Genomic DNA, 20,819 nt, shown 5'->3' with positions numbered 1-20,819 from the left:
GAGCTGCCCGAACACCTGAGGAGTACGCACAATGCTTGACCCCGCGATCATCGAGTCCATCGCCGACGAGCTCGTCGACGCCGCCCGCACCCGCACGCCGGTGCCGCTGCTGACCGCCCGCTACCCGGGGATGACGGTGGAGGACGCCTATGCCGTGCAGCGGCTCTGGCGGCAGCGCAACGAGGATGCCGGCCGCACGCTCGTGGGCCGGAAGATCGGGCTCACCTCGCGGGCCATGCAGGCGGCCACCGGGATCACCGAGCCCGACTACGGGGCGGTCTTCGACGACATGGTCCTGGAGACCGGGTGCTCCGTTCCGTGGGACGCATATACGCGGCCGCGGGTCGAGGTGGAGCTCGCGTTCGTCCTGAAGGACGATCTCGCCGGGCCCGGCTGCAGCATCTTCGACGTCCTCGACGCCACCGACTACGTGGCGCCCGCCCTGGAGATCCTCGACTCGCGCATCGAGATGGAGGGCCGAACCATCGTGGACACCATCTCGGACAATGCGGCGATGGGCGCGATGGTGGTCGGCGGACGCCCGGTGCGCCCCGACGCCGTCGACCTCCGCTGGGTGTCCGCCATCCTCTACAAGAACCAGGTCGTCGAGGAGACCGGGGTGGCCGCCGGGGTGCTCGACCATCCCGCCGCGGGCGTGCACTGGCTCGCCAACAAGATCGCCGCCCACGGCGACGGCCTGAAGGCCGGCGACATCATCCTCGCCGGCTCCTTCACGCGCCCGCTCTGGGTGGACCGGGGCGACACCGTCCACGCCGACTACGGACCCCTGGGAGCCGTCACATGCCGCTTCGTCTAGCCCCCACCTTCGCCGACGCACTGGCCGCATCCGCCCGTCCACTGGCCGGCATGTGGGTGTGCTCGGGCAGCCCGCTCGTTGCGGAGATCTGCGCCGGTTCCGGCCTCGACTGGCTCCTGATCGACGCCGAGCACAGCCCCAACGGCCTCGAATCAATCCTCGCCCAGCTGCAGGCCGTCCACGGCTACCCGGTCCAGGCCCTCGTCCGGCCGCCCGTCAACGACCCCGTCCTCATCAAGCAGTACCTCGACCTCGGCGCGCAGAACCTCCTGATCCCCATGGTGCACTCCGTCGCGGACGCGCGGGCCGCCGTCGCCGCCACCCGCTACCCGCCCGAGGGGGTGCGCGGCGTCGGTTCCGCACTGGCCCGCGCAGCACGCTGGAATCGAATCCCGGACTACCTGGCCTCCGCGGCGTCGACGATCAGCCTGACCGTGCAGATCGAGTCCACGGCCGCCGTCGAGGCCGTGGACTCGATCCTCGCCGTCGACGGCCTCGACGCGATCTTCGTCGGACCCTCCGACCTCGCCGCCTCCATGGGGCTGCTCGGCCAGCAGGAACACCCCGACGTCCGCGCCGCCGTCGAGCACTGCCTCGCCGCCGCCGCGCGGGCAGGGAAACCGGCCGGCGTCAACGCCTTCACCCCGACGACCGCCCGACGCTACCTCGACACCGGCGCCCGCTTCGTCCTCGTCGGGGCCGACGTCGCCCTCCTCGCCCGCGGCTCCGAAGCCCTCGCCGCGACCTTCATCCCGCCCGCCGCCGACGACCACGGCGGCACCTCCCCCGCGAGCTACTGACCGCTAGGACGGGAACCGCTCCCGCAGCCCGCGGTGCACGTCGGCTGCGGAGGCAGCCCCCACGGCCGCCTCGTGCGCCAGGCGCACTGCCCGGGTGGCCCCGCGGCCCAGACCGGCGGGCGGATCGAGCCCTCCGGCGGACGACAGGTCGAGCAGGTCGACGGCCAGGAGGACCTCGATCGCGAGGATGTCCGCGAGCAGTCCGAGGGCTTCTCCGGTCTTCCCGACGGCGAGGACAGCGCCTGTGGCGTGGTCCTCGATGCCCCGGTCGAGGATGGTCGAGTCCAGGGTCGCGGGGGCCGCCAGCTGTCGGAGGGCCGTGAAGGATGCCGAGGCCGCGTACCGGAGCTGGACGCCCGGCAGCGATGCGGGGCCGCCCGACGGCGGTGGAGCCCCCCGCTCCAGGACCGCCATGACGGCGTCCCAGAGGTGGCTCATGCGCCGCTCGCTGAGTTGGCCCGCGTGGGCGAGCGCCACGCGCAACGCGTCGAAGGAGACCGCCATCACGATGGGGTGGAAGTTGCCGTTGCTGATGAGGGTGCCGGATGCGACGTCGGCCAGGGGGTTGTCGCTCGCCGCGTTCAGCTCGATCTCCACCGCGCGCCGCGTGATGTCCAGGAACTCGCGCAGTGCGCCGTGGACCTGCGGGGCCACCCGGAACGACAGCGCGTCCTGGACGGACCGCGGTCCTGCCGCGTCCAGGAGGCGGCTGCCGTCCAGCAGCGCCAGGAGGTGCGCCGCAGCGGCGATCTGGCCGGGGTACGGCTTGGCGCGTCCGACGGCGGGCAGCACGATGGACGGATTGCCGCCCGTCGCCTCGAGGGAGAGGGCCGCCGCTTCGTCGACGGCGTCGGCGACCCGGCCCGCTCCGGCGGTCACGATGGCGCCGTGCCCCACCGAGACCCCGTTCGAGGAGATCAGTGCGAGGCCGTCCTTCCCTTCGAGGTGGAGCGGTGGGATCCCCGCTCGGCGCAGCGCCTCCCCACCCGGCAGGGTCTCGCCGCCGTACTCCGCCGTGCCGGCACCGACGGCCACCTGCGCGATGCCGGCCATGTGGGCGATGTCCGCGGCCCCGACGGAGCCCGTCCCGGGCAGGACCGGGTGCACACCCGCGTCGAGCATCGAGACCAGGATCTCCGCCGCCGCGAGGCCGGCCCCGGAACCGCCTCTCGCCATCCCGTTCAGACGCACGACCATGGCCGCGCGGACGACCTCCTGTGGGAGCGGCGGACCGAAGGCCCCGCCGTGGGTGGCGATGAGCATCAGCTGCTGCCGTTCGACGTCCTCCCGGCGTACCCGCCGGTCCTTGCCGTGCCCCACCTCGGTGGTGAGGCCGTAGACCGGGGCGCCCGAGGCCAGCGCCTCGTCGACCAGTGCGCGGGCCGCCGCGATCCGCGCCCGTGCCACGTCGCCGAGCCGCACCTGCGCGCCGTCGACGACGGCGAGGAGTTCCTCGAGGGACAGCGGCCGGTCGTCGACGGTGACCTGGTCCATCGTCGCCTCCCGGGCTCGAGCCAGCCGATGATCGTTCCTTGGATCGTGGCGACACTGTACTCCCACCCGGCCGGCGGCGGGAGGCCCGGGGACGCCGGGGACCCCGCCCGACGGTCGCGCCGTCGCCTGGGCCCATCCGCAGCGGCCGGCAGATCTGCCCTCGGCAGCGCGCCGTTGTCCGGACGCACCGGCGGGACGAGGGTGGGGTCATGACCGACGAACGCAGACCCCCATCCCTCGACGACACCCTCACCCAGCAGCTCATGAGCCACCGGATCCTGCTGCTCGGCACCGAACTGGACCAGGAAGGCGGCAACCGGCTGTGCACGCAGCTGATGCTGCTCTCGGCCGAGGACCCGCAGCGCGACATCAGCCTGTGGATCAACTCCCCCGGTGGGTCCGTCCCCGCGATGCTCGCCATCCGCGACGTCCTGCGCCTCATCCCGAACGACGTCTCCACCGTCGTCCTCGGACTCGCCCTCAGCGCCGGGCAGTTCCTCCTGAGCGCCGGCACACGGGGCAAGCGGTTCGCGCTGCCCCACGCCCGCATCCTGCTGCATCAGGGCTCCGGCGGGATCGGCGGCACCGCGATGGACATCGCCATCCAGGCCGAGGACCTCCGGCACACGCGGGACACGGTACTCGGGCTCATCGCCGCGGACACGGGCCAGCCGCTCGAACGTGTCACGGCCGACTCGCTGCGCGACCGCTGGTTCACGGCGGCCGAAGCGCGGGAGTACGGGTTCGTGGACCGGGTGATCGACCACCTCGACGACATCCGGCCGGGCCGGCGCCCCCCGGTCAGTCTGGGAGGCGTGCGATGAGCACCTACGCCATCCCCTACGTCACCGTGCGCCACGGCAACGGCTCGCAGCAGACCCTCGACATCTACAGCAGCCTGCTGACCGAGCGCATCATCTACCTCGGCACTCCCCTCGATGACGGGGTGGCGAATGCGCTGATCGCGCAGCTGCTGCATCTGGAGTCCGCGAGCGCGTCGCTGCCGATCGACCTGTACATCAACTCACCGGGCGGTTCCATCAGTGCCATGCTCGCCGTCTACGACGCGATGCAGTACGTCACTCCCCCGGTCCGCACCACCTGCATCGGGCAGGCGACCTTCACGGCGGCGGTGCTGCTCGCCGGGGGTGAGCGCGGTGCCCGCTCCATCCTCCCGCGGGGCCGCGTGGTACTGCATCAGCCGACGATCGACACGGGCAGAGGGACCATCCCGGACCTCATCCTCGAGGCCGACGAGGTGGAGCGGATCAAGGCCGTCCTGGACGAACTCCTCGCCCGGCACACCGGGCGGACGGTGGCGGACATCCGGCGGGACACCGACCGGAACCTCGTCCTCGACGCCGGACAGGCCGTTGCCTACGGGGTGGTCGACACGGTGGTCGAGTACCGGAAGACGGATCTGCCCGGGTAGGGGCACTCAGGCCGCGAGGTCGACCCGGGAGGAGCCGGTCCGCGCCATGCGGGCCGTGGCATGGGAGCTCAGCGTCCTCACCGTCACGCCGAGCGACCGGGCGATGGCCGCGAGGATCTCCGACGAGGCGTCCTTGCGACCCCGTTCGATCTCCGAGAGGTACTGCGGCGAGATGGCCGCCCTGCCCGCGACGTCGGCCAGCCGTTCGCCGCGGTCCAGGCGGAGGTCCCGCAGCACGTCGCCGTAGGCCTCGCGCAGCAGCGGTTCTCGCCCCCGGCCGTCCTCGTCCGGGCGCCCCGGAGGGCTTCCGGCCCGGCGCTCCCCGCGCGACGGGACCTCCCGCCGTCGTGCGCCGGCTGCAGGTGACGGAAAGTACAGAATCTCGCCCATGCAGCCCGACTGTAGTCCTGCGGGGACCCGTGTGGGGGCCGCTCTGCTCAGGGCAGAGCGCCTGTCCGGGCCTCGATCCCGCGTCCGATGCCCAGTGAGTGGGAATGTTCGCACATTCCCACTCAGGGTCCCCGAACAGTGGGATCGACGCCGTGATGCGCACTGCCTGTTCCGCCTCAGGCGGTCCTGCGGCGGTAGGTGGCGGTGGCGACGGCGTAGGCCACGACCAGGAGTCCGAGGGTCCAGGCTAGGGCGGTCCAGATGTCGCTGCTCACCGGCTGCTGTGCGAACAGGTTCCGGATGGTGTCGACGATCGACGTGACCGGCTGGTTCTCGGCGAACCAGCGCACCGGGCCCGGCATGGACTCCGTCGGGGCGAAGGCCGAACTGACGAACGGGAGGAAGATCAGCGGATAGGAGAACGCGCTCGCGCCGTCGACGGTCTTCGCGGACAGGCCCGCGATCACCGCCATCCACGTGAGGGCCAGCGTGAAGAGCACCAGCATGCCCGCGACCCCGAGCCAGGCGCCGACGCCGGCCGGTGACCGGAAGCCCATGAGGAGGGCTACGCCGACGACGATGACCAGCGAGACGAGATTGGCGGCCAGTGACGTCAGCACGTGCGCCCACAGCATGCTCGAACGGGCGATGGGCATGGACTGGAAGCGTTCGAAGATGCCGCTCTGCAGGTCGAGGAACAGCCGGTAGGCGGTGTAGGCGACGCCCGAGGCGATCGTGATGAGCAGGACGCCGGGCAGCAGGTAGTTCACGTAGGAGGTGGACCCGGTGTCGATCGCCCCTCCCAGCACGTAGACGAACAGGAGCATGATGGCGATGGGCATGACCGCCGTCGTGACGATGGTGTCCATGCTCCGGGAGATGTGGCGCAGCGACCGGCCGGTCAGCGCGGCCGTGTCGCCGACGAAGTGCGTGCTCATCAGGATTCCTTCCGGGTCGATCGATCTGGTGCGGCACCCGCGGACCCGCTGCCGATGATCGCGAGGAACACGTCCTCGAGCGTCGGTTGTTTCTCGACGTACTCGATGCGGGCAGGGGGAAGGAGCTTCTTGAGCTCGGCGAGCGTGCCGTCGGCGATGATCCGGCCGTCGTGGAGGATGGCGATGCGGTCCGCGAGCTGCTCGGCTTCGTCCAGGTACTGGGTGGTCAGCAGCACGGTGGTGCCCTGTCGTGCGAGTTCCCGGATGGCGCGCCACACCTCGAGCCTCGCCTCGGGGTCCAGGCCGGTGGTCGGCTCGTCGAGGAAGATGACCGGCGGGTGGCCGATCAGGCTCATGGCGATGTCCAGGCGACGCCGCATCCCGCCGGAGTAGGTCGCGGCCCTGCGGTCCCCCGCATCGGTCAGCGCGAAGCGCCGCAGGAGATCATCGGCGATGCCGCCCGGATCCTTCAGGTGCCGGAGCCTCGCCACGAGCGTGAGGTTCTCGCGTCCGCTGAGCACCTCATCGACGGCGGCGAACTGTCCGGTGAGGCTGATGGATTCGCGCACGTCCGCTGCCCGGGTGGAGACGTCGAAGCCGTTGACGGCCGCCGTCCCGGCGTCCGCCGCGAGCAGTGTGGAGAGGATCCTCACGACCGTCGTCTTGCCCGCGCCGTTCGAGCCGAGCAGCGCGAAGATGCTGCCGCGGGCCACCTCGAAGTCGACGCCTCGGAGGACCTGCAGGTCCTTGTAGGACTTCTCGAGCGCCGTCACACGAATGGCAGGAGCGTGCGTGGTCATGGCCGTTCCTCCGCCTCGGCGCGGTCGATCGCCTGGGCGAGCCGGTCCCGTTCCTTCCGGATCCAGCTCCCGCCGCCGTAGTTCTGCATGAACTCCTCGGCGAACCCGACGGGGTCCGACCCGACGACGTCGCGGAGCGGGGTGCCCGCCGCGACGCTCTGCTCGAGCAGGTCGGCGAGGTCGGTGAGCATCGCGATGAGGCTGCTGCCGTCGTTGCTCGGCCCGAGGTTGAGGAGGTAGCGCTCGAGGGCGCCGGCCGCCTGGCGATAGCCGTCGGGCAACTGCCGGACGCGCTCCCTGTACTCCTTGTAGCGTTTCTTCTCGCCGAGGTCCCCGACGATCTTCTCGATCCACATGGTCACCGTCCTCCTTCGCGGAGCTGTTCGAGCCGTTCAGAGAGGAAGCTCCATGTCCTCCAGAACTCGTTGAGGTAGTCCTGCCCCTGCGCGTTGAGTGAGTAGACCTTGCGGGGCGGGCCCTTCTCCGACGGGACCTTCTCGACGTCGACGAGGCCGCGCTGCTCGCTCCGGATCAGGAGCGCGTAGATGGTGCCCTCCGCGATGTCCGTGAAGCCCTGGTCCCTCAACCAGGCCGTGATCTCGTACCCGTATGCCGCCCTGCCGGACAGGAGGGCGAGGACGATCCCCTCGAGGGTGCCCTTCAGCATCTCCGTCGCTTGCTTGCCCATGGGCTCTCTCCAACTACTCAGTGACGCTTGATACCGGTACAAAGTAGCACTGGCTACCGGTACATAGCAAGAGGGAGTAGTAGAGCCGTCGATCCGGTCGGCGAGGAGCCCGGAGGCGGAGGAGGCGGGGCGCAGCGCTCGGCGGCGTCGGGCCGGACCGGCGGACTCAGGGAGCCGGTCGGGTACTTACTGCGTGCTGCCGAGCCAGATCTCGATCTGGACGTCCAGCACCATGCGCCGGAGGTCCCGCGCCTCGTCCTCGTCGAAGGTACGCGGCTGATCATCGATGAGGCACAGCGAGCCGATCCTCCACCCGTCGACCGTCTCGATGGGGTGCCCGGCATAGAACCGGATGTGCGGCCCGTCGACGACGAGCGGGTGGTCCCGGTACCCGGGATCGGTGCTGGCGTCCCTGATGATCAGCGTGCGGGAAGCCTCGATGGTCCTGGCGCAGAGGGCGGTCTCACGGGGCAGGTCCTTCCCGATGGGCCCGACGACGGACTTGATGAACTGCCGGTCCTCGGCGATGAGGGCGATCGAGGCGGACTTCACCCCGAAATGCCGGCGCGCGCGCTGCGTGATGCGGTCGAAGCGGTCTTCGGCTCCGGTGTCCAGCAGACCCGTCGCGTACAGGGCACGGCACCGCCGGTCCTCGGCTTCCGCCTCGCGCTCCGCCGTGTCGTCGACGCCCCGGCCGTCGCAGGAGATCCCGCGGGGCTCCGTGGCCGCGGGGCGGTCGAACCTGTACCTGTCGGGGTCGAGGATGAGCCTGCGGAGATTGTCCCCGTAGCCCGACATGTCCGCGACGTCCATGGTGCTGTAGTGGGCGCCGTCCATGGGGAGCCCGCAGTCGTCGATCATCTCGTTGAGGGCGTGCGCGACGAGGTCCCGGTCGGCGGTGGGCAGTCGCCCTACCCCCTGGAGGTAGGCGGTGACCTCGAGGACGTCACGCTGCCCCCCGAAGCTCACATAGGTGAACCACACGGACGAGGTCTCGAAATTCGCGGTCCGGAGAGTCTGAACAGCCACCCACTGCTGTACGTTCTGGCTGATCATGGTGCCACTTCCAAGGAACCACACAGTGGTTGAGTCCGCCGGACGAATGCCGGTCCACCCCCTACGCTAGCGCCTGCCACCGACGCGACTTCCCGCTCCCTGCCGAACCCCGCTCCGGGCACGTGCGTGGCGCGCCGGCCTTCACGCTCCTCCACCGGCCGCCCTGCCGCCCCGGAACGCCCTCTGATCAGGCGCTTTACGGATCGGAGGGCTTCGGCGTGACAGCGTCCGAGAGTCCTTACTAGACGCCGGTGTTGCTGTCCACCACCGGGAACTTGGTGGATTGCAGCGCAAATGCTCACATTCCACCGCGCAGGGGCACGCCGCCAAACTCGTCGCGCTTCACCCCGGCCCTCCTCCCGCACGGTATTCCTCGCTACGATCCGAGCATGACCAGAAGCCCGCTCCGCCCGACCGCACAGCAGGGCCCGGCAACCCTCGCCGCCCTCCTCCTCGCCGTCGTCTCCGCCTTCCAGGCCGCTCTCGCCGCCGGCGTGCCGTGGGGGCGCGCTGCGTACGGAGGTATGCACCGGGGTGCCCTGCCCGCGCGGTATCGAGCGTCGAGTGCGGTGGCCTCCGTCATGTACGGAGCACTCGTCCTCGTCACGGTCGGCAGGGGACCACGGGCGGCGACGAGGCGCCGGATCCTCTCGGGGGCCTCCGCCCTCATGATGCTGGGCACCGCCATGAACCTCGCGTCACGGTCGCGCCTGGAGCGGACGCTCTGGACCCCCGTCGCGGGCACGCTCGCCGTCACCCTGCTGCGCGTGGCGCGCGGCCTCCCGACGGGTGATGCCCAGCGCGGCTGAACACCGCACCGCTGAACACCGCAAGCCGGACGATGCTCTTCCAGGCCCCGCACCGCTCGACACCGCCCGCCGAGTACCGCCCGGGGCTTCTCAGCCCTGCAGCTGGTCCTCGAGGTGGAAGACCTCGTCGAGGCGGAGGAAGCCCTCGTCGGGCCGGCCCTCGAGCGCCACGAAGAACGGCGCCATCTCGGCCTGCCACCGGGCGTTGACCTCCGTACCCGCCATGGCGGCCTGGGAAGCAGCGAAGTCCTCGCACTCCACGTACCCGATCAGCAAACCGTCCGGGCGCAGGAAGAGCGAGTAGTTGTCCCACCCGGTGTCCTTGAGTGCACGTGCCATGTCCGGCCAGATGGCAGCATGGCGCTCGCGGTATTCGGGGATCAGCTCGGGCCTGACCTGCAGCTGGAAGCACAGGCGTTCCATCGGTCTCCGTTCGTCGTAGGTATCAGGGGTTCAGGGCGATTGGTGGCAGCGGGAGGGGCGCTAGAGCGCCACGTGGCGGTGCTCGACGCCGAGGAGGGACGCGGCAGCCTTCACGTCGGCCGCGCGGTGACCCACGCAGAGGGCCCAGTGGTGTCCGATACCCGTCTGGCTCCACTCGTCCACCCACAGCCCGGGGTCTCCCCCGAAGTCCACGCGCGACGTCGTGTTGCCGATCGCGAGCAGCGGTCCGGGGACCACGGTCCCCTCGGAGGTGATGAAGACGTAGGAGCCGTCCGGGTCCTGGCCGATGCCGAACGTGGTGACGGGCCCGTGGCGTACGTCGAACTCGACCGAGACGCCCCACCCCCGCTTCCCGTGGTACACCCCGAGTCCGCGCAGCAGCGGGTCCGCTGCGCTCACAGCGAGGTGGGCGGGGCCGTCGTGGCCCATCTCCACCACGTCGTCGAAGAAGTTGAGCGCCTGGATCTCGGTGAAGGACCCGCCGGCACCCATGGCCTGGGCCGCGAGCATCGCGATCGAGGTCCGCAGCTCGTACTCGCCCGCCATGGGGACGCCGCGCGCGGTGAGGATCGAGGCGCCGAGGATCATGCCGGCACCCAGGCGTTCGTGCTGTTCCCCCGCGAGGCCGCGGTGGTAGTAGGCGAGGGAATCGAGGTCGAACTCGGCGACGAGCCGGTCGAGCCCCACCGAGACCCTCGCGCCCCACGCGAAGTCGTCGTCGTTCACGGAACCGTCCACGGTGAAGAGGCTGCGGGCCAGCGCCACGCGCTCGCGGACCTGCTCGTCCGTCACCTCGCCCACGAACTCGCGGAGGTCGTCGAACTCGACCACCTCCACGTGGGAGCCGAACGTCGTCGAGACGGTGGTGAGGTCGGTCGAGACGTCGAGCATGCCCGGGTACACGTGCCCCATCAGCCCGTGGCGGGCGTGCCGCAGCCGGCCGCGCACCCCGGCGGCATGGACCCACTGGTTGATGCGCTCCCACGCGGACTCCTGCGTGAGGTGGCCCGACACGGACCGGAACGGGATGCCCGCGCGCCTGAAGACGTTCGCGACCTCCGGTACGGGGCACTGCCCGCAGTAGGCGAGCCATCTGCCGGTGTCGAAGTTCGCGTGGTCCATGGCCTCGGTGGGCTGCAGGTCGATCACGAGGACCGGGGTCTGCGAGCGCTGCGCGATCGGCAGGACCATCGACGACGTCAGGTAGGTGGTGAGGAAGATGACGATCAGGTCGCAGTCGGCCCGCCGGAGCTCCTCCGCGGCCAGCGCCGCCTCCCGCGCATCGGACACGAAGCCGACGTCGGTCACGTCGGCGTCGAGCGCCTCGAAGCGGGCGGTGACGTACCGCGCCGATTCCTGCAGCTGCGGCAGGAGCTCGGGGAACTGCGGCCAGTACGCGCCGAGGCCTCCCGCGACGAGTCCGAGGCGCGTGCGACGGCGGCGGATCGGTTCGAGCAGGCCGGACAGCGCGAGCGGCGCGGCGGACGGGACCGGAGGGTCGGCGGTCATGGGTGCTCCTGGGACGATCGGGACGGGGACGGGCGGGGCCGACGGGCGGGGCGGACGGGCGGGGCGGACGAAGGCGGGGCGCCCCGAATGGCGCCCCGCCAGGGCGACTAGAAGTCGTAGTCGTCGATGTTCTCCGCGTTGAACTGCGTGGGCGGACCGACCAGGACGATCCCGCCCTCGGCGACCTCGCGCTCGCCGAGCTCGCCGGCCTCGAAGGTGTCGCCGACCTCACCGGTGATGTCGCCGTCGGCCAGCGCCTTGCCCGCGAAGGCCGCCACGTAGCCGAGCTGTGCCGGGTCCCAGAGCGCGAACTCGGAGACCGTGCCGTCCTTCACGAACGGCCGCATCTCGTTCGGCAGTCCGAGCCCGGTCAGCGCGACCTTGCCCTTGTACTCCGACGTGGAGAGGTAGCGGGCCGTCGCGGCGATGCCGACCGTCGTGGGCGAGATGATGCCCTTCAGGTTCGGGTAGGCCTGCAGCAGGCCCTGGGCCTCCTGGAAGGACTTGGTGTCGTCGTCGTCGCCGTAGACCTTCGCCACGAGCTTGATCTTGGCGTACTCGGGGTTGGAGGCGAGCTCCTCCTCCATGAACTTGATCCACTCGTTCTGGTTGGTGGCGTTGGCGGTGGCCGAGAGGATCGCGACCTCGCCCTCGCCGCCGATCTGCTCCGAGATGAGCTCGAGCTGGATCAGGGCCACGTCCTTGGCGTTGACCTGGCTGACGAAGAGGTCGCGGTAGTCGGGGTTGGTGTCGGAGTCGAACGCGACGATCTTGGCGCCCGCGGTGCGGGCCTCCTCGAGGGCCGGCCCGACGGCGTCGGGGTCGTTGGCGGCGATCACGATCACGTTGGTGCCGCGCTGCGTCTCCGCGTTGATGAAGGACACCTGGCTGGACGCGCTGGCATCCAGCGGGCCGACCACCTCGGAGGAGGCGAAGCCGGCCTCCGTCGCGCCGTCCTCGCCGCCGCCGAGCACCACGTCGGTGTAGGGGTTGTTGAGCTGCTTGGGGATGAACGTGATCGTCTGATCGCCGTCCGCTCCTGCGCCGCCCTCAGCACCGCCCTCGGTGGCCGCACCGCCACCGCAGGCGCTGAGGACCAGTGCGGCGCTCGTCGCGAGAGCCGCGAACGCCGCCCGGCGCCGGGTGGATCCGGAATGAATAAACCTCATCGTTTTTTCCTTTCGAAGGGCGCTGGACTCCAGACGCCGGGTGCAACCCCAGGGGGACGGCCTAGGGAAGTGGTGCTGAGCGGACCTGCCTGGCATGGCGTGCCCGCTGGACGGCGGCGGCGATGTTCGGCGCCACCACGGAGAGGATGAGCAGGGAGCCCGTCACGATGATGAGGACCACCTCGGACACGCGGTCCAGCTTGAGGGCGTAGTTGATGGTGCCGATCAGCAGCACACCCGCGAGCACGCCCGGGATGGACCCCTTGCCGCCGAAGATCGAGACGCCGCCCAGCAGCACGGCGGCGATGACCGCGAGTTCGAGCCCGCTCGCGTTGTCGCTGCGGGCGCTCGAGTAGCGGAGTGTCCAGTAGATGCCGGCGAGTGCCGACACGGTCCCGGTGGCCAGGTAGAGGAGGAACTTCGAGCGGGCGACGTCGATCCCCACGAACGTCGCGGCCTCCTTGCTGTACCCGAGGGCGAAGAGCCCGCGGCCGAACGGCGTGAAGTGCAGGACGACGGCGAACGCGAGAATCAGCACCACGACGCCGACCATCACGGTGGGGATGCCTGTGCCGCCGATCTTCGAGGTGAAGAACGCGGTGAGCCCCGGCGGGAAGTTCGCCACCGCGTTGTCGCCGATCACCACGAGGGCGAGCCCGCGGAACAGGGCGAGCGTGCCGATGGTGACGGCGAGCGACGGCAGGCCGAGGTAGGCGATGAGCATGCCGTTGAACGCGCCGGCGACGAGGCCCGCGAGGACGCAGATCACCAGGACGAGCGCGATCGGCATGCCGCCCTGCCAGAGGACGCCCATGAGGGCGCTGGTGAGCCCTGCGATGCTCGCCACCGAGAGGTCGATCTCCCCGGAGATGATCACGAGCGTCATCGGCAGGGCGATGAGCAGGGTGGGGATCACGTCCAGGAGCAGGAAGCCGACCGTGACGGGTGAGGCGAAGCGCGGGATCACGAGGCTCGCGTACAGCACGACGACGACGAGCACGTAGATCATGATCGCGTCGCGTCCGAGCAGGATCCGCGCGGCGCCGGTGCGGCCCTTGGGGACGGCGAGCACCCTGGTGGTGTCGGCCTTCCCGGCTGCGGGCCGGCGTGCGCCCTTCTCCTCGGAGGTCCTGGTGCCTGGGGCGGCCATGCGCGTGCCTTTCGCTGGTGAGCCGGTCTCCGGCTGGTCCCGGCCGGGCTGGGCGGAGGTGCCGGACCCGGTGCCCGGCCCGGGCTGGGCGTCGAGGCGGTCAGACATTGCGGGCCTCCGCGATCCGGAGCTTGCGGGCGGACCGCACGCTGGCGATGCGGTCGATGACGACGGCGGCGAGGATCAGGATGCCCACGATGGCCTGCTGCCAGAACTTGTCCACGCGCAGGGCCGTGAGGGCGCTGGTGATGGTGGTCAGGAGGAGCGCTCCGATGGCGGCACCGACCACGGTGCCGCTGCCGCCGAAGATCGCGACGCCGCCGACCACCGCCGCGGCGACGACGTCGAGCTCGAGTCCGGAGCCCGTCGTCGCGCCCACCGAGTTGAAGCGGCTGGCGTAGAGCACACCGGCGAGGCCGGCCAGCAGGCCGTTCACCACGAAGGCGAGGAGGACCCGGCGGGTGACGGGGATGCCGAAGAGGCGCGCGGCGTCGGGATCGGAGCCGATGGCGTAGAGGTCGCGGCCCGGCCTCGTGCCCAGCATGTACACGGCGACGATCGCGACGACGACGACGGCGATCAGGGTGATCACGGGGAACCCGAGGATCGTGTCCACCGAGAGGTTCCCGAACGCCTCGGGGCGGTCGCCGGCGAAGTACTGGGTGCCGCCCGCCCAGGCGTTGTTGATGCCGCGGAAGATGTAGAGCGTGCCGAGCGTGATGACGAGCGCCGGAACCTTCGCGATGGTGATGAGCAGGCCGTTCAGGGCGCCGAGCACCGCACCGAAGAGCATGCCGGCCACGAACACCGCGATGATCGGGAGGTTCGGCGCGGCCACGAAGATGCTGCCGGTGCCGAAGGCCACGAGGCCGAGGATGGAGCCCACCGACAGGTCGATGTTCCGGGTGATGATCACGAGTGTCTGGCCGACGGCGAGGATCATCAGGATCGTCGCGTTCAGCAGCAGGTCCTTGATGCCCTGTTCGCTGAGGAACAGCGGGTTGAGGGCCGCGGTCACGGCGACCAGCACCACGAGGGCGAGGATCACGGGGAGTTCGCGGAGCCTGAGGAAGGAGGCGAACGCCGACGGGCGGGAGTGCTCCGGAGTGGGGTGCGCGGGGACCGCACTCTTGCTGTCGAGGCTCATCGCGAGGACTCCAGGGATGCGGTGGCGGCGTGCATGACGGTTTCGGCCGTGGCCTCGGCGCGGTCCAGGTGGGCGGTGATGCGGCCCTCCCGCATGACCAGCACGCGGTCCGCCATGCCGAGCACCTCGGGGAGTTCGGAGGAGATCATGAGGATCGCGATGCCGCGCCCGGCGAGCTCGGAGATGAGGCGGTGCACCTCGGCCTTGGTCCCGACGTCGATGCCGCGGGTGGGCTCGTCGACGATGAGGAGCTTCGGGTCCGTGGCGAGCCACTTCGCGAGGACCACCTTCTGCTGGTTGCCGCCGGACAGCGTGGAGACCGCGTGTTCCGGCGAACCGGCCTTCACCTGCAGGCGCTTCCCCCACGTCTCGGCGGCCTCGCGTTCGGCGCGGGCGCTGATGATGCCGAACCGCGCGAGCGAATGCCGGAGGGTGAGGGCCGCGTTGCGTTCGACCGACAGGTCCATGACGAGCCCCTGCTTGCGCCGGTCCTCGGGCACGAAGCCGATGCCGGCGTCGATCGCGGCCCGGGGGTCCTTGCGCCGCAGGGGCCGTCCGGCCATCTCGACGGCGCCCTGCTCGTAGCGGTCGATGCCGAAGACCGCCCGGGCCACCTCGGTGCGCCCGGCGCCGACGAGCCCGGAGAGCGCCACGATCTCGCCGGCCCGGACCTCGAAGTCGATGTCGTGGAAGACGCCGGGGCGGGTCAGCCCGCGGACCCGCAGGACGACGTCGCCCGCCTCCGTCTCGCTCTTGGGGAACAGGGCGTCGATGTCGCGGCCCACCATCTCCCGGACGATCGCCTCGACCGACGTCGCACCCGTCTCATGGGTGGCGATGTAGGTGCCGTCGCGCATGACGGTGATGCGGTCGCACAGCCCGAAGACCTCGTCGAAGCGGTGCGAGATGAAGAGGATGCCGCTGCCGGCATCCCGCAGGCGACGGGCGACGGCGAACAGTCGGTCCACCTCGACGCCGCTGAGCGCCGCCGTGGGCTCGTCCATGACGAGCACGCGCGCGTCGAGCGAGATGGCCTTGGCGATCTCGATGATCTGCTGGTCCGCGATGGACAGCCCCTCCGCCACGCGGTCCGGGTCGATCGGGACCCCCAGCTGATCGAAGAGCTCCTTGGCGCGCCGGCGCATCTCGACGCGGCTGATGAGGCCGAAGCGGCCCTTCGGCTGGCGTCCGATGAAGATGTTCTCGGCCACCGTGAGGTCGGGGAAGAGCGTGGGTTCCTGGTAGATGACGGAGATGCCCGCGGCCTTGCTGTCCGCGACGTTGCGGAAGCTGACGGTCCGTCCCGCGACGAGGAAGTCCCCGGCGTCGGGCTGGTGCACCCCGGCGAGGATCTTCACGAGCGTCGACTTGCCCGCCCCGTTCTCCCCCACGAGCGCGTGGATCTCGCCGGCCGCGAGGTCGATCGTGCCGTCGGCGAGCGCGACGACCGGGCCGAACGTCTTCAGCGCCCCGCGGAGGGTCAGCACGGACGTCCGCTCCGGGCCCGTCGGGTCACCGGCTTCACTGCCAGGACCGGAAAAGTGCGTCAATGCGACTCCTCGTCAGAAATGAATCGTTTCAGAGCAACGGTTCACCTCGAATAGTAGGCGTGAGCCACATCACCGTCAACAGCCCGAGATCGACCTGTTACCTCCGGTGTCCGGGCATCGGGGGCTGTCAGCCGACGGCGCGGACCGGCGCCTGCGTGCTGCCGCGTTCCACGAGCTCGGGGTCGAAGATGACCTGCCGGCGTCGTGACGCGGGCCCCTCGATCTCCTCGAGGAGGAGCTCGACGGCGGTGCGCCCCATGAGCGTGGTCGGCTTCCTGACGCTCGACAGCGGGACCACCGCCGAGGCCGAGAAGTCGATGTCGTCGTAGCCGATGAGCGCGATGTCCTCGGGGATCCGCAGTCCGCGGATCAGCAGCACCGCCTGCATGACGCCGATCGCCAGGAGGTCGTTCGCGCAGAAGATGCCGTCGGGCAGCTCCTCCCTGCGGCGCTGCGCGATCTCGCCGCCGACGTCGCGGCCGGCGAGGACCGTCATCGCCTCGGCCTCGACGACCTCGAGCACGGCGCCGTCCTGCTCCCCGACCGCCTGGCGGGCCCCTGCCAGGCGGTCGGCCACCTGCCGGTAGTCCGCCCGGGTCCCCACGAAGACGATGCGCCGTCGGCCCGCCGCGAGGAGGTGCCGTACGGCCATGGAGCCCCCGGCGACGTCGTCGACGGACACGGAGCTGCAGCGCCGCTGCGCATCGACCCGGTCCACCAGCACCACCGGCATGCCGCGCGCGCGGAGCGCCTCGACGCGGGGCCCGACATCGCCGACGGGTGAGATGAGCATGCCCTGGACGCGCTGCTGCTCGAAGACGTCGATGTACCGGGTCTCGCGCTCGGCATCCTGGCCGCTGTCGCCGAGGACCACGGTGCTGCCGTTCTCTGCCGCACAGTCCTCGGCGGCGCGGGCGAGCGAGGAGAAGAACGGGTTGCCGACGTCGAGCACGATCAGGCCGATCGTGCGGCTCTGGCCCGCACGCAGCTGCCGTGCGGCGTCGTTCCGGACGAAGCCGAGCGCGTCGATCGCCCCCTGGACGCGCTCCCGCGTGACGGCGGAGACGCGTGCGGGGTGGTTCAGCACATTGGACACCGTGCCGACTGCCACTCCCGCCCGGTCCGCGACGTCCTTGATGCTCACTGGCCGACTCTCCACGACTACCTCGCCTACCTCGACGCCCGGGCCCGGCAGGAACAGGGGCCGGAAGGACTGTTGACACTCGGTCTTCAGCAAGGATAACTTTGAAACGTGCCAATGAAACGATTCAAAAGCACGTCGATCTGTCGGAGTCCTCCCCGGTCCGTTCCGGGCAGGTGAAGACACCCGAACAACCGCCGTCGGCAGTGCCCCCGGGCACCCGGTGGCCGCCCTTCCGACGCTGGAGAGAGTATATGACTGTCATCGACGACATCGCCGCGGAGCTGGACCAGCTCGCCATCGAGGTTCCCTCCTGGGCCTACGGCAACTCCGGAACACGCTTCAAGGTGTTCGCGACCCCCGGCACCCCCCGCACCGTGGAGGAGAAGATCGCCGACGCGGGCATGGTCCACCGGCTGACCGGCCTCGCCCCGAGCGTCGCCCTCCACATCCCCTGGGACAGGGTCGACGACTACGGCACGCTCGCGTCCTACGCCGCGGAGCACGGCATGAGGCTGGGCACCATCAACAGCAACACGTTCCAGGACGACGACTACAAGTTCGGCAGCCTGACCCACAGCGATGCCGCCGTGCGGAACAAGGCCATCGACCACATGTACGAGTGCATCGAGGTCATGAACGTCACGGGCTCGCGGGACCTGAAGATCTGGCTGGCGGACGGCTCCAACTATCCCGGCCAGGCCGACATGCGGTCCCGGCAGGACTGGCTCCAGGAGTCCCTGCGCAAGGTCTACGACCGCCTCGGCGAGAACCAGCGCCTCGTGCTCGAGTACAAGTTCTTCGAGCCGGCGTTCTATCACACGGACGTCCCCGACTGGGGCACCTCCTACGCACACTGCCTCCAGCTCGGCGAGAAGGCACTCGTCTGCCTCGACACCGGCCACCATGCCCCGGGGACCAACATCGAGTTCATCGTGGCGCAGCTGATCCGCCTCGGGAAGCTCGGCTCCTTCGACTTCAACTCGCGCTTCTACGCCGACGACGACCTCATCGTGGGCGCCGCCGACCCGTTCCAGCTCTTCCGCATCATGGCCGAGGTGGTCCGGGGCGGGGGCCTCGACCCGTCGAGCGGGATCGCCCTCATGCTCGACCAGTGCCACAACCTCGAGGAGAAGATCCCCGGCCAGATCCGGTCGGTGCTGAACGTGCAGGAGATGACGGCGCGTGCGCTGCTCATCGACCGGACCGCGCTGACCGCGGCGCAGGAGTCCGGTGACGTGCTCGGCGCCAACGCGATCCTGATGGACGCCTTCTACACGGACGTGCGTCCCGGCCTCGCCCAGTGGCGCGAGTCGAAGGGACTGCCCGCCGATCCGATGGCGGCGTACCGGACGAGCGGCTACCAGGACCGGATCAACACCGAACGACAGGGCGGCCGGCAGGCCGGATGGGGAGCATGACAGCCATGACAGAACCGACGACCACGTCCACCAACCCGACGGTCGGCGACCTCATCGCGCGTTCCAACAGGCTCGGTGCCGACAAGCGCAACACCAACTACGCCGGCGGCAACACCTCGGCCAAGGGCCGGGGCATGGACCCGGTGACGGGCGAGGACGTCGAACTACTCTGGGTCAAGGGATCCGGCGGGGACCTCGGGACGCTGCAGGAGTCCGGACTCGCCGTCCTGCGGCTGGACCGCATGCGCGCCCTCCAGGGCGTCTACCCGGGCGTGGAGCGCGAGGACGAGATGGTCGCGGCCTTCGACTACACGCTGCACGGCAAGGGCGGGGCGGCCCCGTCGATCGACACGGCCATGCACGGCCTCGTCGACGCCGCCCACGTGGACCACCTGCACCCCGACTCCGGCATCGCCGTCGCGACGTCGGCGGACGGCGAGGCACTGACGACGGCCATCTTCGGGCCGAAGGTCGTCTGGGTGCCCTGGCGCCGTCCCGGGTTCCAGCTCGGCCTCGACATCGCCGCGATCAGGCGAGCCAACCCCGGCGCGATCGGCACGATCCTCGGCGGTCACGGCATCACCGCGTGGGGCGAGACCTCCGCGGAGGCCGAGGCCAACTCCCTGTGGATCATCGAGACGGCGGAGCGCTACATCGCCGAGCACGGCTCGGCCGAGCCGTTCGGTCCGGCCCTCGAGGGCTACGCCGCACTCCCCGAGGGGGAACGCCGGGCGAAGGCCGCGGCCCTCGCCCCGACCATCCGCGGGCTCGCGTCCACGGACAAGGCCCAGGTGGGCCACTTCACGGACGACCCCCGCGTCCTGGACTTCCTGGCCCGCGAGGCGCACCCCCGGCTGGGCGCCCTCGGCACGAGCTGCCCGGACCACTTCCTGCGCACCAAGGTCAAGCCCCTGATCCTCGACCTCCCGGCCGGCGCCGACGTGGAGAGCTGCCTGCTGCGCCTGCGCGAACTGCACGCCGAGTACCGGGCGGACTACGCGGCCTACTACGACCGCCACGCGACCCCGGAGTCCCCGGCGATGCGCGGCGCGGACCCCGCGATCGTCCTGGTGCCCGGCGTCGGGATGTTCTCCTTCGGCGCGAACAAGCAGACCGCCCGGGTCGCCGGGGAGTTCTACCTCAACGCCATCAACGTGATGCGCGGCGCCGAGGCCATCTCCACCTACTCCCCCATCGAGGAGGTCGAGAAGTTCCGCATCGAGTACTGGGCCCTCGAGGAGGCCAAGCTCGCGCGCCTGCCGAAGCCGAAGTCCCATGCCGGGCGCATCGCCCTGGTGACGGGGGCGGCGTCGGGCATCGGCAAGGCCATCGCCACCCGCCTCGCCGCCGAGGGTGCCTGCGTGGTCATCGCGGACCTGAACATCGACAGCGCCACCACGGTCGCCGAGGGTCTCGGCGGGCCGGACGTCGCGCTCGGCGTCCAGGCCGACGTCACAGACCCCGCGCAGGTGCAGAAGGCCGTCAGGGCCGCCGTGCTCGCCTTCGGCGGGCTCGACCTCGTGGTCAACAACGCCGGGCTGTCGATCTCCAAGCCGCTCCTGGAGACCACCGAGAAGGACTGGGACCTGCAGCACAACGTCATGGCGAAGGGTTCCTTCCTCATGTCCCAGGCCGCTGCGAGGGTGCTGATCGAGCAGGACATGGGCGGGGACATCATCTACATCTCGTCCAAGAACTCCGTGTTCGCCGGCCCCAACAACATCGCCTACAGCGCCACCAAGGCCGACCAGGCCCATCAGGTCCGGCTCCTCGCCGCCGAGCTGGGCGGCCACGGCGTCCGCGTCAACGGCATCAACCCCGACGGCGTCGTCCGCGGTTCCGGCATCTTCGCCGGTGGCTGGGGCGCCAAGCGGGCAGCGGTCTACGGCGTGGAGGAGGACAAGCTGGGCGAGTACTACGCGCAGCGCACGCTCCTCAAGCGCGAGGTGCTGCCGGAGAACGTCGCCAACGCCGTCGCGGTCCTGACCTCCGCGGAACTCTCGCACACCACGGGGCTGCACATCCCCGTCGACGCGGGCGTCGCCGCCGCGTTCCTGCGCTGAC

The 20,819-nt window shown here is 70.5% G+C and carries 21 protein-coding genes; 7 read left to right on the top strand and 14 right to left on the bottom strand.

The window, feature by feature from the left end:
- The first annotated feature begins 31 nt into the window (after window positions 1-31).
- Both hpaH and ACX80K_RS04705 read left to right on the top strand, forming a co-directional pair.
- Window positions 32-817, top strand: a complete 786-nt coding sequence (hpaH, locus tag ACX80K_RS04710) for a 2-oxo-hept-4-ene-1,7-dioate hydratase (RefSeq protein WP_459270717.1) — start codon at window positions 32-34, stop codon at window positions 815-817.
- A complete protein-coding gene (locus ACX80K_RS04705; RefSeq protein WP_459270716.1) occupies window positions 802-1,617 on the top strand; it encodes an HpcH/HpaI aldolase family protein in 816 nt (271 codons plus the stop codon). Before hpaH ends, ACX80K_RS04705 begins: the two co-directional genes overlap by 16 nt.
- Before the next feature lie 3 nt (window positions 1,618-1,620).
- Here the strand turns inward: ACX80K_RS04705 and ACX80K_RS04700 are convergent, their stop codons facing one another.
- The gene (locus ACX80K_RS04700; protein WP_459270715.1) at window positions 1,621-3,111 is read right to left on the bottom strand and encodes an aromatic amino acid ammonia-lyase; all 1,491 of its coding nucleotides are present in this window, start codon (window positions 3,109-3,111) and stop codon (window positions 1,621-1,623) included.
- A 209-nt stretch (window positions 3,112-3,320) separates the two neighbouring features.
- On the opposite strand from ACX80K_RS04700, the gene ACX80K_RS04695 reads away from it, so the two are divergent.
- Window positions 3,321-3,935, top strand: coding sequence for a ClpP family protease (locus tag ACX80K_RS04695; RefSeq protein ID WP_459270714.1), 615 nt, complete (start codon window positions 3,321-3,323; stop codon window positions 3,933-3,935).
- Entirely contained in the window at window positions 3,932-4,543 is a 612-nt protein-coding gene (locus ACX80K_RS04690) for a ClpP family protease (RefSeq protein WP_459270713.1), read from the top strand. Before ACX80K_RS04695 ends, ACX80K_RS04690 begins: the two co-directional genes overlap by 4 nt.
- A gap of 6 nt (window positions 4,544-4,549) precedes the next feature.
- On the opposite strand, the gene ACX80K_RS04685 is transcribed toward ACX80K_RS04690, so the two are convergent.
- The 6 genes from ACX80K_RS04685 to ACX80K_RS04660 all read right to left on the bottom strand — a co-directional run bounded on the left by ACX80K_RS04685 (window position 4,550) and on the right by ACX80K_RS04660 (window position 8,415).
- Window positions 4,550-4,933 (bottom strand): helix-turn-helix domain-containing protein, encoded by a 384-nt coding sequence (locus tag ACX80K_RS04685; RefSeq protein WP_459270712.1) that lies wholly within the window; start codon window positions 4,931-4,933, stop codon window positions 4,550-4,552.
- Between the two features lie 176 nt (window positions 4,934-5,109).
- Complete coding sequence (locus tag ACX80K_RS04680; protein WP_459270711.1) at window positions 5,110-5,871, bottom strand: ABC transporter permease; 762 nt, start codon at window positions 5,869-5,871, stop codon at window positions 5,110-5,112.
- On the bottom strand, window positions 5,871-6,671 hold the full coding sequence (locus ACX80K_RS04675; protein ID WP_459270710.1) for an ABC transporter ATP-binding protein: 801 nt from the start codon (window positions 6,669-6,671) through the stop codon (window positions 5,871-5,873). The genes ACX80K_RS04680 and ACX80K_RS04675 overlap by 1 nt, the downstream gene beginning before the upstream one ends.
- Window positions 6,668-7,027: a DUF1048 domain-containing protein gene (locus ACX80K_RS04670; RefSeq protein WP_459271367.1), complete on the bottom strand. Its 360-nt coding sequence runs from the start codon at window positions 7,025-7,027 to the stop codon at window positions 6,668-6,670. Before ACX80K_RS04670 ends, ACX80K_RS04675 begins: the two co-directional genes overlap by 4 nt.
- A 2-nt stretch (window positions 7,028-7,029) precedes the next feature.
- Window positions 7,030-7,359, bottom strand: a complete 330-nt coding sequence (locus ACX80K_RS04665) for a PadR family transcriptional regulator (protein ID WP_104182110.1) — start codon at window positions 7,357-7,359, stop codon at window positions 7,030-7,032.
- 186 nt (window positions 7,360-7,545) lie between these two features.
- Entirely contained in the window at window positions 7,546-8,415 is an 870-nt protein-coding gene (locus tag ACX80K_RS04660; RefSeq protein WP_459270709.1) for a GAF domain-containing protein, read from the bottom strand.
- A 389-nt stretch (window positions 8,416-8,804) separates the two neighbouring features.
- Between ACX80K_RS04660 and ACX80K_RS04655 the strand changes: the two genes are divergently transcribed.
- Window positions 8,805-9,224, top strand: a complete 420-nt coding sequence (locus tag ACX80K_RS04655) for a hypothetical protein (RefSeq protein ID WP_459270708.1) — start codon at window positions 8,805-8,807, stop codon at window positions 9,222-9,224.
- A gap of 90 nt (window positions 9,225-9,314) precedes the next feature.
- Here ACX80K_RS04655 and ACX80K_RS04650 read toward each other — a convergent pair whose 3' ends face one another.
- The 7 genes from ACX80K_RS04650 to ACX80K_RS04620 form a co-directional block, all read right to left on the bottom strand.
- Window positions 9,315-9,647, bottom strand: coding sequence for an L-rhamnose mutarotase (locus tag ACX80K_RS04650; RefSeq protein ID WP_459270707.1), 333 nt, complete (start codon window positions 9,645-9,647; stop codon window positions 9,315-9,317).
- Window positions 9,648-9,707: 60 nt separating this feature from the next.
- Complete coding sequence (locus ACX80K_RS04645) at window positions 9,708-11,177, bottom strand: arabinose isomerase (RefSeq protein ID WP_459270706.1); 1,470 nt, start codon at window positions 11,175-11,177, stop codon at window positions 9,708-9,710.
- Between the two features lie 107 nt (window positions 11,178-11,284).
- Window positions 11,285-12,346, bottom strand: a complete 1,062-nt coding sequence (gene rhaS, locus ACX80K_RS04640) for a rhamnose ABC transporter substrate-binding protein (RefSeq protein ID WP_459270705.1) — start codon at window positions 12,344-12,346, stop codon at window positions 11,285-11,287.
- Window positions 12,347-12,407: 61 nt separating this feature from the next.
- Window positions 12,408-13,604: an ABC transporter permease gene (locus ACX80K_RS04635; RefSeq protein ID WP_459270704.1), complete on the bottom strand. Its 1,197-nt coding sequence runs from the start codon at window positions 13,602-13,604 to the stop codon at window positions 12,408-12,410.
- Entirely contained in the window at window positions 13,597-14,643 is a 1,047-nt protein-coding gene (locus ACX80K_RS04630) for an ABC transporter permease (RefSeq protein ID WP_459270703.1), read from the bottom strand. Before ACX80K_RS04630 ends, ACX80K_RS04635 begins: the two co-directional genes overlap by 8 nt.
- Window positions 14,640-16,193: a sugar ABC transporter ATP-binding protein gene (locus ACX80K_RS04625; RefSeq protein ID WP_459270702.1), complete on the bottom strand. Its 1,554-nt coding sequence runs from the start codon at window positions 16,191-16,193 to the stop codon at window positions 14,640-14,642. Before ACX80K_RS04625 ends, ACX80K_RS04630 begins: the two co-directional genes overlap by 4 nt.
- Window positions 16,194-16,320: 127 nt before the next feature.
- On the bottom strand, window positions 16,321-17,337 hold the full coding sequence (locus tag ACX80K_RS04620; RefSeq protein ID WP_459270701.1) for a LacI family DNA-binding transcriptional regulator: 1,017 nt from the start codon (window positions 17,335-17,337) through the stop codon (window positions 16,321-16,323).
- 251 nt (window positions 17,338-17,588) lie between these two features.
- On the opposite strand from ACX80K_RS04620, the gene rhaI reads away from it, so the two are divergent.
- Together rhaI and ACX80K_RS04610 are read left to right on the top strand one after the other, a co-directional pair.
- Complete coding sequence (gene rhaI / locus ACX80K_RS04615) at window positions 17,589-18,755, top strand: L-rhamnose isomerase (protein WP_459270700.1); 1,167 nt, start codon at window positions 17,589-17,591, stop codon at window positions 18,753-18,755.
- A 5-nt stretch (window positions 18,756-18,760) separates the two neighbouring features.
- Window positions 18,761-20,818, top strand: a complete 2,058-nt coding sequence (locus ACX80K_RS04610) for a bifunctional aldolase/short-chain dehydrogenase (RefSeq protein WP_459270699.1) — start codon at window positions 18,761-18,763, stop codon at window positions 20,816-20,818.
- Window position 20,819: the final 1 nt, after the last annotated feature.

Source organism: Arthrobacter sorbitolis (assembly GCF_054510995.1).
Note: the sequence above shows the minus strand (reverse complement) of the source record. Positions and strands in the feature narration are given on the sequence as shown.